At 70.7% G+C, this 17,051-nt stretch carries 15 protein-coding genes; 5 read left to right on the top strand and 10 right to left on the bottom strand.

The genetic code is table 11. The features are described 5' to 3' along the window. Positions 1-153: 153 nt before the first annotated feature. The 8 genes from AC3CF1_RS29025 to AC3CF1_RS28990 all read right to left on the bottom strand — a co-directional run bounded on the left by AC3CF1_RS29025 (position 154) and on the right by AC3CF1_RS28990 (position 8,976). Complete coding sequence (locus AC3CF1_RS29025) at positions 154-1,158, bottom strand: ABC transporter substrate-binding protein (RefSeq protein ID WP_413785165.1); 1,005 nt, start codon at positions 1,156-1,158, stop codon at positions 154-156. A 148-nt stretch (positions 1,159-1,306) separates the two neighbouring features. Further along, positions 1,307-1,999 carry an L-ribulose-5-phosphate 4-epimerase gene (locus AC3CF1_RS29020; protein WP_488451707.1) on the bottom strand — a complete coding sequence of 231 codons (693 nt, stop codon included), beginning with the start codon at positions 1,997-1,999 and terminating at the stop codon, positions 1,307-1,309. Continuing rightward, complete coding sequence (gene araB, locus AC3CF1_RS29015) at positions 1,996-3,678, bottom strand: ribulokinase (protein WP_141908585.1); 1,683 nt, start codon at positions 3,676-3,678, stop codon at positions 1,996-1,998. Before araB ends, AC3CF1_RS29020 begins: the two co-directional genes overlap by 4 nt. Positions 3,679-4,461: 783 nt before the next feature. Continuing rightward, the gene (locus AC3CF1_RS29010; protein ID WP_210793445.1) at positions 4,462-5,250 is read right to left on the bottom strand and encodes an ABC transporter permease; all 789 of its coding nucleotides are present in this window, start codon (positions 5,248-5,250) and stop codon (positions 4,462-4,464) included. Next, complete coding sequence (locus AC3CF1_RS29005; RefSeq protein ID WP_354980403.1) at positions 5,247-6,224, bottom strand: ATP-binding cassette domain-containing protein; 978 nt, start codon at positions 6,222-6,224, stop codon at positions 5,247-5,249. Before AC3CF1_RS29005 ends, AC3CF1_RS29010 begins: the two co-directional genes overlap by 4 nt. A gap of 32 nt (positions 6,225-6,256) precedes the next feature. Then, entirely contained in the window at positions 6,257-7,099 is an 843-nt protein-coding gene (locus AC3CF1_RS29000) for a DUF4097 family beta strand repeat-containing protein (protein ID WP_210926363.1), read from the bottom strand. Between the two features lie 73 nt (positions 7,100-7,172). After that, positions 7,173-7,697, bottom strand: a complete 525-nt coding sequence (locus AC3CF1_RS28995) for a hypothetical protein (protein WP_141908582.1) — start codon at positions 7,695-7,697, stop codon at positions 7,173-7,175. Positions 7,698-7,788: 91 nt separating this feature from the next. Further along, the gene (locus AC3CF1_RS28990) at positions 7,789-8,976 is read right to left on the bottom strand and encodes an FUSC family protein (RefSeq protein WP_355162262.1); all 1,188 of its coding nucleotides are present in this window, start codon (positions 8,974-8,976) and stop codon (positions 7,789-7,791) included. Between the two features lie 30 nt (positions 8,977-9,006). Here AC3CF1_RS28990 and AC3CF1_RS28985 point away from each other — a divergent pair, with 30 nt between their 5' ends. The 3 genes from AC3CF1_RS28985 to AC3CF1_RS28975 all read left to right on the top strand — a co-directional run bounded on the left by AC3CF1_RS28985 (position 9,007) and on the right by AC3CF1_RS28975 (position 13,301). After that, the gene (locus tag AC3CF1_RS28985; protein ID WP_488452142.1) at positions 9,007-10,083 is read left to right on the top strand and encodes a sigma-70 family RNA polymerase sigma factor; all 1,077 of its coding nucleotides are present in this window, start codon (positions 9,007-9,009) and stop codon (positions 10,081-10,083) included. Between the two features lie 33 nt (positions 10,084-10,116). Further along, entirely contained in the window at positions 10,117-10,965 is an 849-nt protein-coding gene (locus tag AC3CF1_RS28980; protein ID WP_488451706.1) for a YybH family protein, read from the top strand. Between the two features lie 113 nt (positions 10,966-11,078). Then, the gene (locus AC3CF1_RS28975) at positions 11,079-13,301 is read left to right on the top strand and encodes a hypothetical protein (protein ID WP_488451705.1); all 2,223 of its coding nucleotides are present in this window, start codon (positions 11,079-11,081) and stop codon (positions 13,299-13,301) included. Between the two features lie 2 nt (positions 13,302-13,303). On the opposite strand, the gene AC3CF1_RS28970 is transcribed toward AC3CF1_RS28975, so the two are convergent. Then, positions 13,304-14,059, bottom strand: a complete 756-nt coding sequence (locus AC3CF1_RS28970) for an SDR family oxidoreductase (protein ID WP_488451704.1) — start codon at positions 14,057-14,059, stop codon at positions 13,304-13,306. Positions 14,060-14,179: 120 nt separating this feature from the next. On the opposite strand from AC3CF1_RS28970, the gene AC3CF1_RS28965 reads away from it, so the two are divergent. After that, a complete protein-coding gene (locus AC3CF1_RS28965) occupies positions 14,180-14,824 on the top strand; it encodes a class I SAM-dependent methyltransferase (RefSeq protein WP_488451703.1) in 645 nt (214 codons plus the stop codon). Positions 14,825-15,111: 287 nt separating this feature from the next. After that, positions 15,112-16,311 (top strand): ice-binding family protein, encoded by a 1,200-nt coding sequence (locus tag AC3CF1_RS28960; RefSeq protein WP_354980397.1) that lies wholly within the window; start codon positions 15,112-15,114, stop codon positions 16,309-16,311. A gap of 122 nt (positions 16,312-16,433) precedes the next feature. Here AC3CF1_RS28960 and AC3CF1_RS28955 read toward each other — a convergent pair whose 3' ends face one another. Further along, the gene (locus AC3CF1_RS28955) at positions 16,434-16,985 is read right to left on the bottom strand and encodes a P-loop NTPase family protein (RefSeq protein ID WP_488451702.1); all 552 of its coding nucleotides are present in this window, start codon (positions 16,983-16,985) and stop codon (positions 16,434-16,436) included. Positions 16,986-17,051: the final 66 nt, after the last annotated feature.

The raw sequence follows: 17,051 nt of genomic DNA, 5'->3' as shown, positions 1-17,051 counted from the left end.
AGGGCCGCCACCGCCCCGTGCGCCCGCCCGGTCGTCCCTGGGGATCGTCCGGGCGGGCGTGCTGCGGAATGGTCGCGGGCCATGCCCGGTCCGTTGCGGGTAGGGGGACGACGCGGCGGGGCCGCCACGCGAGCGCGGCGACCCCGGCGTCGGTCAGTACTTGCGGTTGGGCAGTGCTTCCTTGGCCTGCGCCTGGGTGAAGGTGGTCTCCTCGGTCTCGATCCGAGGCGCCACCTGCTCGCCAGCGTGCACCTTCTTGGCCAGGTCCATCAGCTGCGGGCCGAGCAGCGGGCTGCACTCCGCGATGAAGTTGAACTTCCCGTCGGCGAGAGCCTGCATGCCGTCCTTGACAGCGTCGACAGTGATGATGGTGATGTCCTTGCCGGGCACCTTGCCGGCAGCGGTGATCGCCTCGAGTGCGCCCAGGCCCATGTCGTCGTTGTGCGCGAACAACACGTCGATCTTCGGGTTGGCCTTGAGGAACTGCTCCATGACCTGCTTGCCGCCCGCGCGGGTGAAGTCACCCGGCTGGGAGGCGATGACCTTCAGGTTCGGGTTGGCGGCGATGGCCTCGGCGAAGCCCTTCTTGCGGTCGTTCGCCGGCGCCGCGCCGGTGTTGCCCTGCAACTCGACGATGTTCACCGGGCCCGAGGCGGTCTTCTTCTGCTCGACCAGCCACTCACCCGCGAGCCGGCCCTCCTTGACGAAGTCCGAGCCGAGGAAGGTCTTGTACAGGCTCTTGTCGGCCGAGTCCACCGAGCGGTCGGTCAGGATGACCGGGATGTCGGCGTCCTTGGCCTCCTTGAGCACGGTGTCCCACCCGGACTCCACCACCGGCGAGAAGGCGATCACGTCGACCTTCTGCTGGATGTAGTTGCGGATCGCCTTGATCTGGTTTTCCTGCTTCTGCTGAGCGTCGTCGAACTTCAGCTCGATCCCGGCCGCAGCGGCGGCATCCTTGATCGAGGTGGTGTTCGCGGTACGCCAGCCGCTCTCCGCACCGACCTGGGAGAAGCCCATCGTGATCTTGCCGTCGTCCTTGGAACCGCCGCCGCCGGTGTCGCTGTTGCCGCAGGCCGCCACGCCGCCGACGAGCAGCACGCTGGCGAGGACCGCGGCAGCGCGCCACGGAGCGGACTGCGTTCGCATCTTTCTCATCGGATCTCCTTGGCTCATGTGGTGGGAAACCGCGCCAACCGCCGAGGTGCGAAAGAGCGGCGTACGCGGGTGGTGCGTACTGGTGCGTGCTGGTGCGTCGGTGGTGCTTCGGTGGTGCAGACCAGCGGGCTTCGGCCTGGCCGAATGGTCAGGAACCCGCGGGTGCGACTGGTTGTTGACCGTAGACGTTCTGGTAACGGTCATAAAGAGCATCGATGTCTGCCTGCGCCATCGGCACGGGCTGCCCCAGTGCGCGGGCCAGATGCACCGTACGGGCCACGTCCTCGCACATGACCGCGGCCTTGACCGCGGCGCGGGCGTTGCGCCCGATGGTGAAGACGCCGTGGTTCTGCATCAGCACCGCAGGCGAGCGGTGACCGGCCAGCGTGGCGACGATGCCCTTGCCGATGTCGTCACCGCCGATCAGAGCGAACGGGCCGATCGGGATCTCCCCGCCGAACTCGTCGGCCTGGGCGGTGAGGTGGCACGGGATCGCCTCGCCGCAGGCGGCCCAGGCGGTGGCGTACGAGCTGTGCGTGTGCACGACCCCACCGACCTCGGGCATGGCCCGGTAGACGTAGGCGTGCGCGGCGGTGTCACTGGACGGGGCGAAGTCGCCCTCGACGAGAGCGCCGTCGAGGTCACACACCACCATGTTGTCCGCAGTGAGGTCGTCGTAGCTGACGCCGCTCGGCTTGATCACCAGGAGGTCCTGGCCGGGAACCCGCGCGGAGACGTTGCCGGACGTCCAGGCGACCAGGCCGTACCGGGTCAGCTCGGAGTGCAGGCGTGCGACGGTCTCGCGCAGCTCACGGATCTGTCGGGTCACCTCAGTGCTCATGCGACCACCTCCAACGCGGCCTCGGGTGCGGCCGCAGCGGTTCCGGCTGCCGCGTTGCGGATCGCCCGCAGGCGCAGCATGACGTCGTTGCCGCCGCGACCGAAGTGGTCGTGCAGCGTCCGGTACTCGGCGTAGAGGGCGTCGTAGGCACGCGCCCGCTCGGGATCCGGTCGGTACACGGCCTCGTGCACCCGACCCATCGCCTGCGACGCCTCGTGGACCGTGGGGAACTCGCCGGCTGCCACGGCGGCGTGGATCGCCGATCCCAGCGCCGGCCCCTGCGTCGAGGCGATGATGTTCAGTGGCCGCTTGGTCACGTCGGCGTAGATCTGCATCAGCAGCGCGTTGTTGGTGAGGCCGCCGGCGATCACGAGGTCGTTCACCGCGACTCCGGCCTCGACGAACGCCTCGATGATCATCCGAGTGCCGTACGCGGTGGATTCCAGCAGCGCCCGGTAGATGTCCTGCGGCCGGGTGGCCAGGGTCATTCCGACGATCATCCCGCTGAGGTCGTGGTTGACCAGCAGTGAACGGTTGCCGTTCCACCAGTCCAGGGCGATCAGACCGTGCGCGCCGACCGGCTGGCTCGCGGCCAGCTCGGTGAGGCGTTCGTGCGAGTCGACGCCGGCCGGAGCCGCGTGCTCGACGAACCAGCCGAAGATGTCGCCGACACCGCTCTGCCCGGCCTCGTAACCCCACGCGCCGGGGCTGATGCCGCCGTCCACGACACCGCACATCCCGGCCACCTCGGCGACCTGGGCGCCGTTGACCACGTGACAGGTCGAGGTGCCCATGATGGCGACGAGCCGGCCGGGCTCCACGGCCTGCGCGGACGCCGCGGTGACGTGCGCGTCGACGTTGCCGACGGCGACCGCGATCCCCTCCGGCAGGCCGGTCCAGGCGGCGGCCCGCGCGGTGAGCGAGCCGGCGCGGGCGCCCAGGGGCAGCAACGGACCGTCCAGCTTGGTCACGAAGTCGCCGAACCCGGGATTGAGCGCGGTCAGGAAGTCCTCACTGGGGTACTGACCGTCCTGAAGGATGCCCTTGTAACCGGCCGTGCAGACGTTGCGGGTCTCGGTGCCGCAGAGCTGCCAGACGATCCAGTCGGCCGCCTCGATGAAGCGCTCGGCGCGGTGGTAGACCTCGGGGTCCTCCTCCAGCATCTGGAGCCCCTTGGCGTACTGCCACTCGGCGGAGATCTTGCCGCCGTACCGGCCGATCCACGGCTCGGCCCGCTCGTGGGCCAGCGCGTTGATCCGGTCGGCGTGCGTCTGCGCCGCGTGGTGCTTCCACAGCTTGACCCAGGCGTGCGGCCGGTCGCGCAGCTCGGGATCCTCGCAGAGCGGGATGCCGTCGGCGGTCGTCGGCAGCACCGTGCAGGCGGTGAAGTCGATGCCGATGCCGACGATCGCGGCCGGATCCACCCCTGCGGCGGACACCGCCGCCGGGACGGCGTACCGCAACACGTCGCGGTAGTCCTCCGGGTTCTGCAGGGCCCAGTCCGGGGGAAGCGGTCGACCTCCCGGAAGCGCCGTGCTGATCACTGCGTCGCCGTACTCGTGCACCGCGGTCCCCAACTCGGCACCATCACCGACACGGACCACCAGAGCGCGCCCGGACAGGGTGCCGTAGTCGACACCGACGACATAGCGGTCGCCTGCTCCGTCCACACGGTTCATGTTCACCTCCACCGTTAACGGGGATAGTGTTAACGCTCACATCCAGCCTCGTCAAGACATCTACCCGCAACAGCTCCGTAACGGAACGCCGAAGGTGGGCCGACTCGGGAGGGTCGATAACGGACCGGCGCAAAAGGCGCGAATCCGGTGCCGGACCTTTCCTCTGCACTCAGGGCGGGGTTGCCGCGCGGACCGGCCGGCACCCGGATGCTTCTCGGGGGGCACGACGACAAGGTCCCACCCTCCGCCACCACGAGACGGCCGTCCGACGGCGACCGCGTGCCGCTCGCCGATGATGTTGGCGATAACATCATCGAGGCCTCACGATCTCTTGATCAGATCTATGGAAGCGGAGCCGACGGTCGCGCGGGCTCATCGGCTAGCGCCCCGGCGGACGACCGGCGCATCTCATGATCGGACAACCGGCGGGTGTTATCGATAACATTCGACGTTTCAGTGACGGCTGCGTCGGTCGCGTGCCCTCGGGTCGGACGGACGCTCAAGGGCGGCCTCCCCCGCCCGGCGCCGGGGCGCGACGCGGGCAGTGGCGCGGCCACGTCGTGCGGCCTGGTAGATCCACTCGCGTTCATTGAAATCGGGGGGTCCGAGGCGCGGCGACAGGCCGAATTCATGAAACCCGAGTCGGTCAAGCCTTCGCGACGCCGCCAGCCCTGCACCACCTCGACCCCGTCCCGCGCGACGTGGACAGCCGGCGGCTCGGCCCAGTGGGCCGAGCCGCCGGCTGTCCGTCGCGATGGCGGGGACATCGGGCGCCGGTCGGGATCAGGTCGCTCGACTGCGGTTGTACAGGGTTTTGGCCCAGAGGAAGGAGAGCGCGCTGATGACGACGCACCAGATCACCGCGATGATCCCGTTGGCGCCGATCCCGGTGCCGAGGAGCAGGCCGCGGAGGGTTTCCATGACGGGAGTGAAGGGCTGGTAGTCGGCGAACCATCGAACCACGGTGGGCATGGAGTCGGTGGGGACGAACCCGCTGCCGAGGAACGGCAGGAGGATCAGCGGCATGGGCAGGTTGCTGGCCGTCTCGACACTGTCGCTGACCAGGCCGAGGGCGACCGACAGCCAGGCCAGCGCAAAGGTGATCATGGAGAGGACGCCGATGGCGGCGAGCCACTCGACCGGGTTGGCCGTGGGCCGGAACCCGACGAGCAGCGCCACACCGGTGACGGCCGCGAGGCTGAGCAGGGTCTGGACCAGGCTGCCCAGGACGTGTCCGGTGAGGACCGACGGTCGGAAGATCGCCATCGTTCGGAACCGGGCGATGATGCCCTCGGTCATGTCCATCGCGACCGAGATGGCGGTGCCCTGCGCCGCGCTGGCCACGGTGATGAGCAGGATGCCCGGCGTGACGTAGTTGGCGTACTGGGAACGGTCGCCGGTCGGCCCGAGGCCGGCGCCGAGCGTGCCACCGAAGACGTAGACGAAGAGCAGCAGGGTGATGACCGGGACGCCGACGAGCAGCAGGGTCATCGACGGGTAGCGCCGCATGTGCAGGAGGTTGCGCCGCAGCATCGTGCTCGAGTCACGGACGGCGAGGGAGAGGGTGCTCATCGCGCTGGAGCCCTTTCGTGGTCGGGGCGGCCGGCGCGGGTGTCCGGCTGGCCGGTGAGGGTGAGGAAGACGTCGTCGAGATCGGGGGTGTGCACGGAGAGCCCGGCCACGGTGATGGAGGCGCGATCGAGCTGGTCGAGCAGGGACCGCAGCGTGCCAACCCCGCCGTCACTCGGCACCTGGAGGGTGAGCGCGGCGTCGTCGCGGGTGGCGGCGGCGAACGCTTGGGCCGCCGAGTCGAGCCCTTCCTGATCGGCGAACTGCAACACGACGTGGCCGCCCGGGATGAGCCGCTTGAGTTCGCGCGGCGTGCCCTCGGCGATCAGCCGGCCGTGGTCGAGGAAGGCGACGCGGTCGGCGAGATGATCGGCCTCCTCCAGATACTGCGTGGTGAGCAGGATGGTGACGCCCTCGGCGACGAGGTTGCGGATGATCTGCCACATGGCCCGGCGGCTGCGCGGGTCGAGGCCGGTGGTCGGCTCGTCGAGGAAGATGACGCGGGGCTCACCGACCAGGGTCATCGCGAGGTCGAGCCGTCGGCGCATGCCGCCGGAGTACGTCGACACCGGCTTGCCCGCCGCCTCCACCAGGTCGAACTGGTCGAGCAGGTCGGCGATCCGTCGCCGGCCGGCCGCCTTGTCCAGGTGACACAGGTCGGCCATCAGGCTCAGGTTCTCCCGCCCGGTGAGCAGGTTGTCGACGGCGGAGAACTGGCCGGTGACACCGATCAGTTCGCGTACGGCGTTGGGCTCTCGGGCCAGGTCGTGGCCGAAGACGCGGGCGTGGCCGCCGTCGGCGTTGATCAGCGTGGAGAGGATCTGCACGGTGGTGGTCTTGCCGGCGCCGTTGGGGCCGAGCAACGCGAAGATCGTTCCCTCGGTGATCATGAGGTCGATGCCGTCCAGCACGACCTTGTCACCGTAGGACTTTCGCAGGTCGGTGGCGACGATTGCGGGTTTCGTGGAGCTGTTCATGGTCTCCTCTTTGTGGTCTGCGTGGGGGCGGATCAGGCGCGGCGGATCATGATGTCGCCGTAGGCGGTGTTCGCCCGGACCTCGACCGTCTCGTCGGTCTGCGCCGGGCTGTCGGCGGTTTCCAGGGCGTTGTGTACGCGGCCGTGCTTGGAGCTGACGTCGAGCCAGGCGGCGGTCCCCCGACGGATGCCGACCTCGATGGCCCCGTACGAGGTGTTCAGGTCGATCGATCCCCGTGCGACCTCCCCCAGCCGGAGGTTGCCGTAGGCGGTGCGTGCCGTCACCGAGGCCGTCGACGTGTCGAGGGTGATGTCGCCGTAGGCGGTGTTGACCCGGACGTCGCCACCGCTGCGGCCGATCCAGCAGTCGCCGGAGGAGTTCTTGATCTCGGCGGTGCCGTCGACCGCACCGATGCGCACCTTGCCGGACGAGGCCTTCACCCGGGCGTCACCGGCGACGCGCTCCACGGCGACCTCACCGTGGCTGCTGTCGATGTCCAGCGGGCCGGTCTCGTCGAGCCGGATCCCACTTCCGGTCTTGATCCGGCACTCGCCGAGCCGGCCCTCGCAGCGGAATGCCGCCCACGACGACTCTGCGTGCACCCGCGACCCGGTCGGCAGCTCGATCAGGACGTCGACCGACGGGCCGGGGCCGAAGCCGTAGCGGCGCCAACTCTTCGACACCCTGATCAGCAGTTTTCCGGCGGCGTACTCGACGGTGCACTGTTCGGCGGTGCTCACGTCGGCCCTGCTCGACGGGTCGCGGGGCCGCACCGTCACCACCGTGTCGGTGCGGTCGGTCGCGCTGATCCAGACATCCCCGACGGGCAACTCGATCTGGACGGAGATGGGCTCTGGCGTTTCGAAAACAGGCATGGTGGTCTCCCGAAAGGTGGTCGGTGAATGTCGCCGCTGGTCAGCGGCGCGAAAACAAAGGGGTACGGGGGGGTCAGCGGGCCCAGCCGGTGAAGTGCTGCCCGGAGCGCGGCTCCACCCGCCGGGGTGGACGACGTTCGGTGTCGCCCGCCCCGATGGCACCGGCGACGGCTCGCACCAGCCAGGCGTTGACCGACAGCCCGGCTCGCCCGGCGGCCTCCTCGACGCTGGCCTTCAGGTGGTCGGGGAGCCGGAGGTTGATCCGTGAGGTGCCGCCGTCGTCACCGTCCGGTGGGAGCACCGGCGCAGGGGGTGCCTGCGGCCCGGTGGCCTCGCTCGGCTCGTCGAGTGGCGGGCTGGCCGGGGTGACCACGAAGTCAGGCTCGCGCCCACGCAGCCGGACGTGCACCGAGCCCGGTGCCAGCTCGCGGGTGATCTCGTCGGCTGCGTCGGACAGCGCCTCCAGCAGGGTGAGTCGGGTAGCGGCCTCCAGTTGGGCGAAGAGCCGCTCGGCCAGCGCGCGGCCGTCCGCGTCGACGCCCTCCGCAGCCACGGCGAACTCGTCACGCAGGTTCTCGACGTATGACCTCAGCTCCATGGCACCATCATGGCACCACTTTGGCTCAACATGCAACACCTATGGCTCAGGGTGATGCCATTGACTCCGTCACGGTCCGACCGGCAGGCGCTCAGAGGCCACCGAACGAGCGCCTGACCAGGCGATTCGCGTCTTCCTGGCTCAGTCCTATGGCCACCAGAAGGTCGCTGACCGTCGTACGAACCTGCGCCACCACCACCGCACCGGAGAAGCCGACGCCCTCCCGGTAGGCGTGACCGGCCGTCTCGACCGCCAACAGTGCCTGCTCGCGCGCACGGTCCGGCTCGTCACCCGCGGCGAACTGCCGCTTGAGCAGCCGGACCGCCTCGGCGAGATCGGCGACCGCCCTCGGCAGCGGCTCCGGGACCGGTTCGCGGTCCTCGATCAGCGTCACCGAGCGACGGATCAACGTTCCGCTGTTGCGCATCGCCCGGTCGATCGGCTCCGCCGCCTGCGCGTAGCGGCCCACCGGCCCGCGTCGCTGGTGCCAGTGCACCGGTGACAGGGTGCTGGCCTCCCGGGCGCCCTGGGTCGCCTCGACGAACGCCTTCAGCGGGCCCTTGTTCTGCCGCAGCTCGCTGCGGGCGGTACGCGCGCGAGCGGCATCACGCTCGGCCAGCGCGTCGGCGGTGGCGTCGAGCTGGGCGGCCAGGAGATCCAATGCCGGGCGCGCGGCCCGGTTGAGCACCCGCAGCGGGTTCAACGGCAGCAGCACGGCGGTGACCAGCAGCGCCACCCCTCCCCCGATGAGCGCGTCCACGAACCGGGGAACCTCCAGGTCGCGGATCGACGGGCTGAGCGTGGCGATGAGCACCGCCGTCGCCCCGGCCTGGATCACCACCGCGGCGCTGCCCGCGAGGAACAACGCGACCATGATCGCCAGGACGACGATCAGGGAGAGTTGCCACCAGCCGGTGCCGATCACCAGGAGGAGCAGATCGCCGATCAGCACCCCGACGGTGACGCCGAGGATCAGCTCGACGGTGCGACGCAGCCGTTGACCGACGGACGCGGCGAGGGTCGAGACGGCGGAGATCGGCGCGAACACCGGCTGCGACACGTGCAGCAGTTCGTGCGCCACGAACCAGGACAGCGCCGCGGCCAGCCCGGCCTGCAGGGCGAGGCCGCCGACGGCCCGTACCCGGCGGAACCGCTCCCGCACCGTGTCCAGCGCACGGTCCAGCAGCCGGGCCGCGGTGTTCGCCAGGCCGCCGTGGGCGATGTCCCCGGCACGTGCCGGAACGCCACCGTCCGCTCCGCGCCGACCGGCAGCGACCATGGCCGCACCTACCCCGCCCTGGTCGGATCAATCCCCTCCCCCGCCGATCGATCGGCGCCAGCGAGCAGGCGCGCGACGGCCGGGCCGACGGTAGGCTCCACGACCGTGACGTTCGCTCGGCTGATCGACGAGCACCGCGACGAGCTGACCGCCCACTGCTACCGGATGCTCGGTTCCTTCCACGACGCCGAGGACGCGGTGCAGGAGACACTGACGCGGGCCTGGCAGCACCAGCACCGGTACGAGGATCGCGGCACTCTACGAGCCTGGCTCTACAGGATCGCCACCAACCGGTGCCTGAGCATGATCGAGGGTCGGGATCGCCGCCGGGAGCTGCCGACCGACCTGACCCCGGGCGCCGCCGCCGTGGCCGAGACGGCCTGGCTCGGGCCGTACCCGGACCGACGCTCCTTGCCTCCGGAGCAGCGGGACCCAGCGCAGCGGGTGATCGACAGCGAGCACCTGGAGCTCGCCTTCGTCGCGTCGCTGCAACACCTGCCCGGCCGACAACGGGCCGTGCTGCTGCTGCGGGAGGTGCTCGGCTACCCCGCCGCCGAGGTGGCCGACCTGCTCGGCACCTCCACCCCGGCGGTCAACAGCGCCCTGCAACGGGCCCGACGGGTCGTGGACGCGCTGCGCCCGGCCGAGAGCCAGCAGGCGGAGCTGAGCAGCCTCGGCGACGACTCCGTGCGCGAGCTGGCGCGGCGGTACGTGACCGCGTGGGAGCGCGGCGACGTCGAGGCCATCCTGGCGATGCTCACCGACGACGCCCGGTACTCGATGCCGCCGCTGCCCCAGTGGTACGAGGGCCGCGACGCCATCCGAAAGTTCCTGCTGGACGGCCCGTTGGCGGTGCGGTGGCGGTTCGTCCCGACGTACGCGAACGGGCAACTCGCCTTCGGGACGTACCTCTGGAACCCGGAAGCGTCGGTCTTCACGGCGGCGGCGCTGGACGTCGTCGCGCTGCGCGGCGACCGGATCGCCGAGGTGGTGTCGTTCCTGACCCCGGAGACACTGCCCATGTGCGGTCTGCCGACCCACCTGGACCAGGCTGAGCAGATCCGGTCGGCACACGGCGATGAGTTTGTCGCTCCGCGCAGGTTGTAGAGGTGAGAGCAACCCGACGCACGAGGGAGCACCATGGTCGATGACGAGACACAGATCCGGGAACTGATCGAGCGGTGGGCGCAGGCTGTCCATGCCGGTGACCTGCCCGGCGTCCTCGCCTGCCACTCCGCGGACATCGTCATGTACGACGTACCCCCGCCGCATGAGGGGGTCCGGGGCATCGAGGCGTACGAGCGGACCTGGCCCGACTTCTTCCGGTGGCAGGCGTCGGGGGCCGTCTTCGAGCTGACCAGCCTCGACATCACCGCCGGCGACACCGTCGCCTACGCCAACGCGCTGCTGCGCTGCGCCACGCCCGAGGACCTCGCCAGGCGGCCCGAGCTCCTGCTGCGCCTGACTCTCGGTCTGCGCAAGGAGAACGGCTCGTGGGTCGTGGCGCACGAGCACCACTCGTTCGCCGACGACAGCGGCGCCGACGACCGCGAGACCTCCGAGCGGGAGGTGCGGTCACTGCACGAGCGCTGGTACGAGGCCACCGAAGCGAAGGATCTCGACGGGATCATGGAGCCCGTCGCCGCGACGGTCGTGTCGTACGAGCACGAACTGCCGCTGGAGTACGTCGGCCGCGACGAGGTTCGCGAGGTCTGCGCCAACGGCCTCGACGCCAGCACCGGCACCGTCACCTGGACCGTTCCGGACCTGGCGATCATCGCCCGCGACGACCTGGCCGTGTCGTGGGGCCTCAACCGGATGACCGCGCAGCAGCCGGACGGCACCACGATCGTGAGCTGGTCGCGGGGCACCCGCGTCTTCCAGCGGGCCGGTCGGGGCTGGGTGATGATCCACCAGCACGTATCGTTCCCCTTCGACCCGGACACCGGGCAGGCGAGGACGGACCTGACACCCGACCGGGAGCGCTGAGCCTCGCCAACGGTCACCGACCCGCTCCCGTCAGCTCGTGCGGTTGAGGCAGTCCGCATCGGGTAGACGGGGCTGCCGAGCGCCTCGGGGGGTCGTCGCATGGATCAGCGCGGTTGAGCGGGTCGGACATCCCCCGCGATGTCGTGGAGCTGCGGGTGCACGGCGTCTCGGGCGCGAGCGCCGCACAGGTCCTCGACCTTCAGCAGACGGCACAGGTCGCGGGTGACCGCAGCGGTGGCTTCTACCGGCCGCGGCCCCGGTGCGAGGACAGCACCGGCGCGCACGGGGTGACGCTGGAGGCGTACCGCTGGGGTGACCTGCCGTCCGGGACCGTGGCCCGCACCCTGGCAGTGGTCTTCCTGCTGCCCTTCATGCTGGTCAACGTCGCGATCTGGATGCGCCCGGCGAACCCTCGCTCCGAGGCGGTGGTCAAGTCGCTGTGCCGGCTGCTGGCGCTCACACTCACCGTGCTGTACGTGCTCGCCATCGCCGGCGTCGCAGTGGACCTGGTCGGCTGGAAATGCCTCTCCTCGCCGCGCTGCCTGGCCGGGCGCAGCTGGTTGTCCTGGCTGAGCGGACGACCGGTCGGACTGCGACTGGCGGTGCTCGCGCTGGTCCCGGCCGCCGCGATCGGCCTGATCTGGCGGATCAGCAACCGCCCGGGTCGAACGTTCGAGGCGTTTCGCGCACCCGATCGGGAGTTCTCGGGGTCGCGGCTCGGCACCGTCGGTCAGTGGGACGCCGAGCCGCTGGTGGGCCGGCTGCGCTCCATCCACGTCGCCGCCGCGTTCGCGACGCTGGACCTCACCCTGCTCCTGGCCCGGGCCGCGAGCGACGCCACGGCGATCACGATCACGCTGACGGTCGTCACCGCAGTGGTCCTGGTGGTCTGCGCGGTGCTGCTCTGCACGCCACCGTTGATCGACCGGGCCGCCGGGGACCAGCGGCTCGACCGGGTCACCCGTACGCTGCGGACCGCCGCCGTCGTCCTGACCGTCGTCGTCCTGGCTCACCTGGCGACCGGTCCACCGCAGTGGCACGAGGGGCACGGACTGCCCGGCTACGAGACGCACCTGGCCGGGTTGTTCGTCGCACAGACGGCGCTGCTGGCCGCTCTGGGCGTGGTGCTGCTCTGCCGCCGGAATCGCGGCGCCACCCCGCTGTTCGGGCTGGGCGCCCTCGTGGTCGCGGCCACCGGGATCAGCCTGGCGGTGGCGTACTCCGCGGAGTTGGTCTACCGGGTGGCGGACTTCCTCGATCGCGACGTGCCGACCGGGGAGGGCATCGCGACCGGTCCGCCTCGGGCGTACACCTGGGCGATCTACGGCTTCTTCCGGGCGCTGCTGGCCACCCTGATCGTCGCCGGCCTCGTCATCGTGCTCTCCCGGCGCAGTCGGCGCCGAGCCGCGGCGGCGATCGTCGCCCACGACTACCCGGACGCCCCGGCCGAGGCCGGGCCGCGACTGCGGCAGGTCCGGGACGCGATCGCGCGGGCTCGCTTCACCGAGAAACTGGTGCCGCTGGCCGTGCTCTACGGCTGTCTCACCGGACTCGCCACGGCAACCACCACCGTCGGCCTGCTGGGGCAGTTCCCGGCCGACGTCATCGAGCGGAACCTCGGTCTGCCCGCGGACTCGGTCATCTTCGGCATCGCGTTCGGCAGCTGGGTGATCGCGGCGATCATCCTCGGCCTGCTCGTCGGGGGCATCTTCGCCTACCGGACCGTGCCGTTCCGTCGGCACATCGGTGTCCTCTGGGACCTCGGCACCTTCTGGCCTCGGGCCGCCCACCCGTTCGCGCCGCCCTGCTATTCCGAGCGGGCCGTGCCGGAGCTGGCCCGCCGCATCACGTACCTCGTCGAGCGCGGTGACGCGGTGCTGCTCACCGGGCACAGCCACGGCTCGGTCCTGCTCGCCGCGACGGCGCTCCAGTTGCCGCCGCACGTCGGCGGTCGGGTCGCTCTGCTCACCCACGGGTCACCGCTGCGCCGCCTCTACGCGCGGCTCTTCCCCGCATACGTCGACGACGCGGCGCTGCACGAGATCGGCCACCGGGTCGGTTGGCGGTGGGTGAACCTGTGGAGTGACGCCGACCCCATCGGCGGCTGGATCTTCTCCGCTCACCGGCCGCACGCGCCGGCCGGCGCCAGCGGCCCGGCCGCCGCCGTGGATCGCCGGTATCGCGACCCTCGCGACGTGGTGACGCCGCCCAGCGACAGCGTCCCCCCACCCATCCAGGGACACTGGCCGGGCGAGTCCGACCAGCACTTCACCGAGGTGGTCCGGGAGTTGGTGCAGCGTCTCGGGCGAGCCGATCCGCCAGACGCCCCGACGTAGCGTCAGCGACCGCCGGCCGTCCGGGCACGCCAGTCGTCGAGACGCGTACCGGCGATGCGGGCGCCGTCGGTGGGAACGAGGGAGCGTTCGCCCAGCTTGGCGCCGAAGTAGCGGGCGTCGGGGTCGGCCACCACCGAACGAGGGTCCTGCCGGGCGGCGAGCATCGACCGGCCCAGTTCGTCGAGACGGAACTGCTCCGGGCCGGCGACCTCGACCACGGCGTTCGTCGGCGCTGCGACCGCGGCCTCGGCCACCGCGGCCGCGACGCCGTCCGCGGCCATCGGCTGGATGAGCACCGGCGCGAGGTGCACGGTGTCACCGTCCGTGCCGGCGTCGATGATGCCCTGGAGGAACTCGAAGAACTGGGTGGCGTGCACGATCGAGTACGGGGTTCCGGACGCGACGATGAGCTTCTCCTGGGCGACCTTCGCCCGCATGTAACCGCTGTCCGGGATCCGGTCACAACCGACGATGGAGAGCGCGACGTAGTGGCCCACCCCTGCGTCCGACGCGGCGGCGAGGATCGTCCGGGTGGACGTCTCGAAGAACTCCAGCACGGCCTTGTCCTCGAACGACGGCGAGTTCGACACGTCCACGACGACCTCGGCGCCGGTGAGCACGTCGGCGACTCCCTCGCCGGTCAGTGTGTTCACGCCGGTCTTCGGCGAAGCCGGCACCGCCTCGTGGCCCTGTCCGGCGAGGCTGTCCACGAGCTTGGAACCAATGAGGCCGCTGCCTCCGATGACGACGATCTTCATGGTCGTACCACGTCCTGTCTGCACCTGGTCGAATCGCGCTGCCAACCAGTAAGACGGAAAGCGTGCGCCGATGCAGGACAATCGCGGGAGAACTGTTCCACCCGCTTCCCGGAGGTCGACGTGGCTACCGTGTCCCACCCGGTGTTCGCCCGGGTCTACGAGCGGCTCAGCGTCGCCATGGACCGTGCCGGCACGGCGGAGTTCCGACGGGACCTGGTCGCCGGTCTGTCCGGCCGGGTGATCGAGGTCGGCGCGGGCAACGGGCGGATGTTCTCCCACTACCCGCCGGGGGTGAGCGAGGTCGTCGCCGTCGAGCCGGAACGCCGGCTACGGGCCGCCGCCGAGCGCGCGGCACCGACCGCGCCGGTGCCGATCACTGTCGTCGACGGCCTGGCCGATAGCCTGCCGGCCCGCGACGGCGAGTTCGACGCCGCGGTGGTCGCTTTGGTGTTGTGTACCGTGCCCGATCAGGCGAGCGCGCTGGCCGAGATCGGCCGGACGCTTCGCCCCGGTGGCGAGCTGCGGTTCTTCGAGCACGTCGCCGCGGACGAGGCCAGCAGGCTGCACCGGACCCAGCGGCTGCTCGACGCGACACTGTGGCCGAAGCTGTTCGCCGGCTGCCACACCGGCCGGGACACCATCGCCGCGATCACGGACGCCGGATTCGTGATCGAGGAGTTGCGCCGGTTCCATTTTCCGGCTGGCAGCAACAGCCCGTCCTCGCCCTGCGTACACGGGCGCGCGACCTGGCCGGCAGCCCGATAGTGGAGGCGGCCGACCCGCTGCCCTGAGATCAGGCGGCGCGGGGCCGAGGCGGCACGGGTCGTCGTGGCAGTGGGCCGGGGTGCAAACGCGAGGCCGTCGAACGGGAACGTGAGACCCGATCCTCTTTGTACGGACGACTGCGGTCGATTATTCCGTTTTGCGGGCATTCACTCGGCGTGCGTGATGTGGTGGTCAGCGCCGCTTGTCGGTGCCATATCGGCCGTAACGCGCGCAGGACGCGGCTCACGAGACGCGTTCCCGCGAGTAGTACCCACGGAGGATGTTCTGTGACAGTGAAACCGAGACTCGGCCTACGGCGGCGGGTGGTGTTGCCGGCGCTCGCGGCCGGAGCCGCCGCGACAGTCGCGGCGAGCCTACTGCTCTTCAGCTCGACTGCCGCCAGCGCGCAGGAAGCGCCGGTGAACCTCGGGACGGCGGCGAACTTCTCCGTCCTGGCCGGGGCCGAGCCCACCAACACCGGCTCCAGCTTCCTGGCGCAGAGCCTCGGGCGGTTCCCAGGAAGCACCGCGGCCGGCTTCGAAACGGCGACCATCGGCGGCGAGATCCACCTTGGCGACGCGGTCGCTCTCCAGGCCCAGAGCGACCTGACCATCGCCTTCAACGACGCCGCCGGTCGAACCCCGTTCACCAACCTGCCCGCGGAACTCGGCGGCAACACGCTCAACGAAGGGGTCTACCGGATCGGGGCAGCCCAGCTCACCGGACCGTTGACCCTCAACGGGCAGGGCGATCCGTCGGCCGTGTTCATCTTCCAGGTCGACTCCTCGTTGACGACGGCGTCGAACAGCAGCGTCGTGTTGATCAACGGCGCTTCGGCCTGCAACGTGTTCTGGAAGATCGGCAGTTCGGCGACGATCGGCACGGGGACGACCTTCGTCGGCACCATCATGGCGCAGGCGGCGATCACCATGGCCACGGGCGCGACCCTCCAGGGCCGCGCGCTGGCACGAACCGCGGCGGTCACCCTCGACAACAACGTCATCAGCGCACCGGTGTGTGCGGGACCGACCGGTCCGCCCGGACCAACTGGCCCCACCGGCCCGTCCGGCCCGCCCGGCAGCCCCGGCGCACCCGGCAGCCCCGGCGCACCCGGCAGCCCTGGAGCACCCGGCTCTCCTGGCGCGCCCGGCAGCCCCGGCGCACCCGGTAGCCCAGGAGCACCCGGCAGTCCCGGTGCACCGGGAGCGCCGGGCAGCCCTGGAGCACCCGGTAGCCCTGGAGCACCCGGAGCACCCGGTAGCCCTGGAGCGCCGGGCAGCCGTGGAGCCCCCGGCAGCCCCGGAGCGCCGGGCAGCCCTGGAGCCCCCGGCAGCCCCGGAGCGCCTGGTAACCCTGGTGGCAAGGGCCCCATCCTGCCGGTGACCGGCGGCAGTGTGGTCCCGGCCATGACGGGCGTCGGAAGTGTGATGGTCGTGCTGGGCGCGTTCGCGTTCTTCCTCGCGCGGCGTCGACGTCAGGAGTCCTGATCGGGTGGTCCGGCGGGTGAACTGCCGGCCGGACCACTCCAGGCACTGTCATCCCGTTCGTCGTCGGCCCACTCCCGATCAGGGGTGGGCCGACGACGGGTGTGGCGGTGCCCGCGAGCATGTCAGGCAGGGTTCCGGTCGACACCCTGGCGCGGCAGGCGGGCCAGCCAGTCGTCCAGTTCCGCCGGGGAGCGCAGCAACACCACCGGCGGCGCGGACGGGTCGCTCCGCCAGGCCCGCATCCGCCGTCGCGTCCGACCGAACGCGGTGGCGTGCCACAGCAGGATCGAGTCCCCGGACAGCACACTGCCCAACGACTCACGGTTGCCGTTGCAGATCTCCTCACCCGTCACCACCCGGCGTACGGTGCGCCGCAGCAGCTGCCAGAACGAGCGCCACCGTGGATAGTCCAGGCCGACGACCAGGTCGGCACGGGCCAGCGGAACGTCCCGCCAGCCGTGGTACGCCCCGTCGATGATCCAGCGGTCCCGTCGGCAGACCTCCTCGATCCGGCTGCGCTGCTGGGCGACCGGCACCTCGACCCAACCCGGCTGCCAGACCAGGTCGTCCACCGGATACCAGGGCAGCCCGAGGTGGTCGGCCAACCGCGCCGCGAGGGTGGACTTGCCGGAGCCGTACACGCCGTAGATCAGGATGCGACGCGGTGCGCTCATCGCGGCAGCGTACGACGTGAAGGAAAAAATCGTTTGTCGTACCCGGCGCGCTCCGCGAGAGTGGCG

Source organism: Micromonospora sp. MGP-C2, assembly GCF_057766525.1.
This window is presented reverse-complemented; position numbering and strand designations above follow the sequence as displayed.

What these genes read in the sequence shown, in the direction of transcription:
- AC3CF1_RS29025 (WP_413785165.1), bottom strand. Translation starts at nt 1,158, where the DNA reads ATGAGAAAGATGCGAACGCAGTCCGCTCCGTGGCGCGCTGCCGCGGTC.
- AC3CF1_RS29020 (WP_488451707.1), bottom strand. Translation starts at nt 1,999, where the DNA reads ATGAGCACTGAGGTGACCCGACAGATCCGTGAGCTGCGCGAGACCGTC.
- araB (WP_141908585.1), bottom strand. Translation starts at nt 3,678, where the DNA reads ATGAACCGTGTGGACGGAGCAGGCGACCGCTATGTCGTCGGTGTCGAC.
- AC3CF1_RS29010 (WP_210793445.1), bottom strand. Translation starts at nt 5,250, where the DNA reads ATGAGCACCCTCTCCCTCGCCGTCCGTGACTCGAGCACGATGCTGCGG.
- AC3CF1_RS29005 (WP_354980403.1), bottom strand. Translation starts at nt 6,224, where the DNA reads ATGAACAGCTCCACGAAACCCGCAATCGTCGCCACCGACCTGCGAAAG.
- AC3CF1_RS29000 (WP_210926363.1), bottom strand. Translation starts at nt 7,099, where the DNA reads ATGCCTGTTTTCGAAACGCCAGAGCCCATCTCCGTCCAGATCGAGTTG.
- AC3CF1_RS28995 (WP_141908582.1), bottom strand. Translation starts at nt 7,697, where the DNA reads ATGGAGCTGAGGTCATACGTCGAGAACCTGCGTGACGAGTTCGCCGTG.
- AC3CF1_RS28990 (WP_355162262.1), bottom strand. Translation starts at nt 8,976, where the DNA reads ATGGTCGCTGCCGGTCGGCGCGGAGCGGACGGTGGCGTTCCGGCACGT.
- AC3CF1_RS28980 (WP_488451706.1), top strand. Translation starts at nt 10,117, where the DNA reads ATGGTCGATGACGAGACACAGATCCGGGAACTGATCGAGCGGTGGGCG.
- AC3CF1_RS28970 (WP_488451704.1), bottom strand. Translation starts at nt 14,059, where the DNA reads ATGAAGATCGTCGTCATCGGAGGCAGCGGCCTCATTGGTTCCAAGCTC.
- AC3CF1_RS28955 (WP_488451702.1), bottom strand. Translation starts at nt 16,985, where the DNA reads ATGAGCGCACCGCGTCGCATCCTGATCTACGGCGTGTACGGCTCCGGC.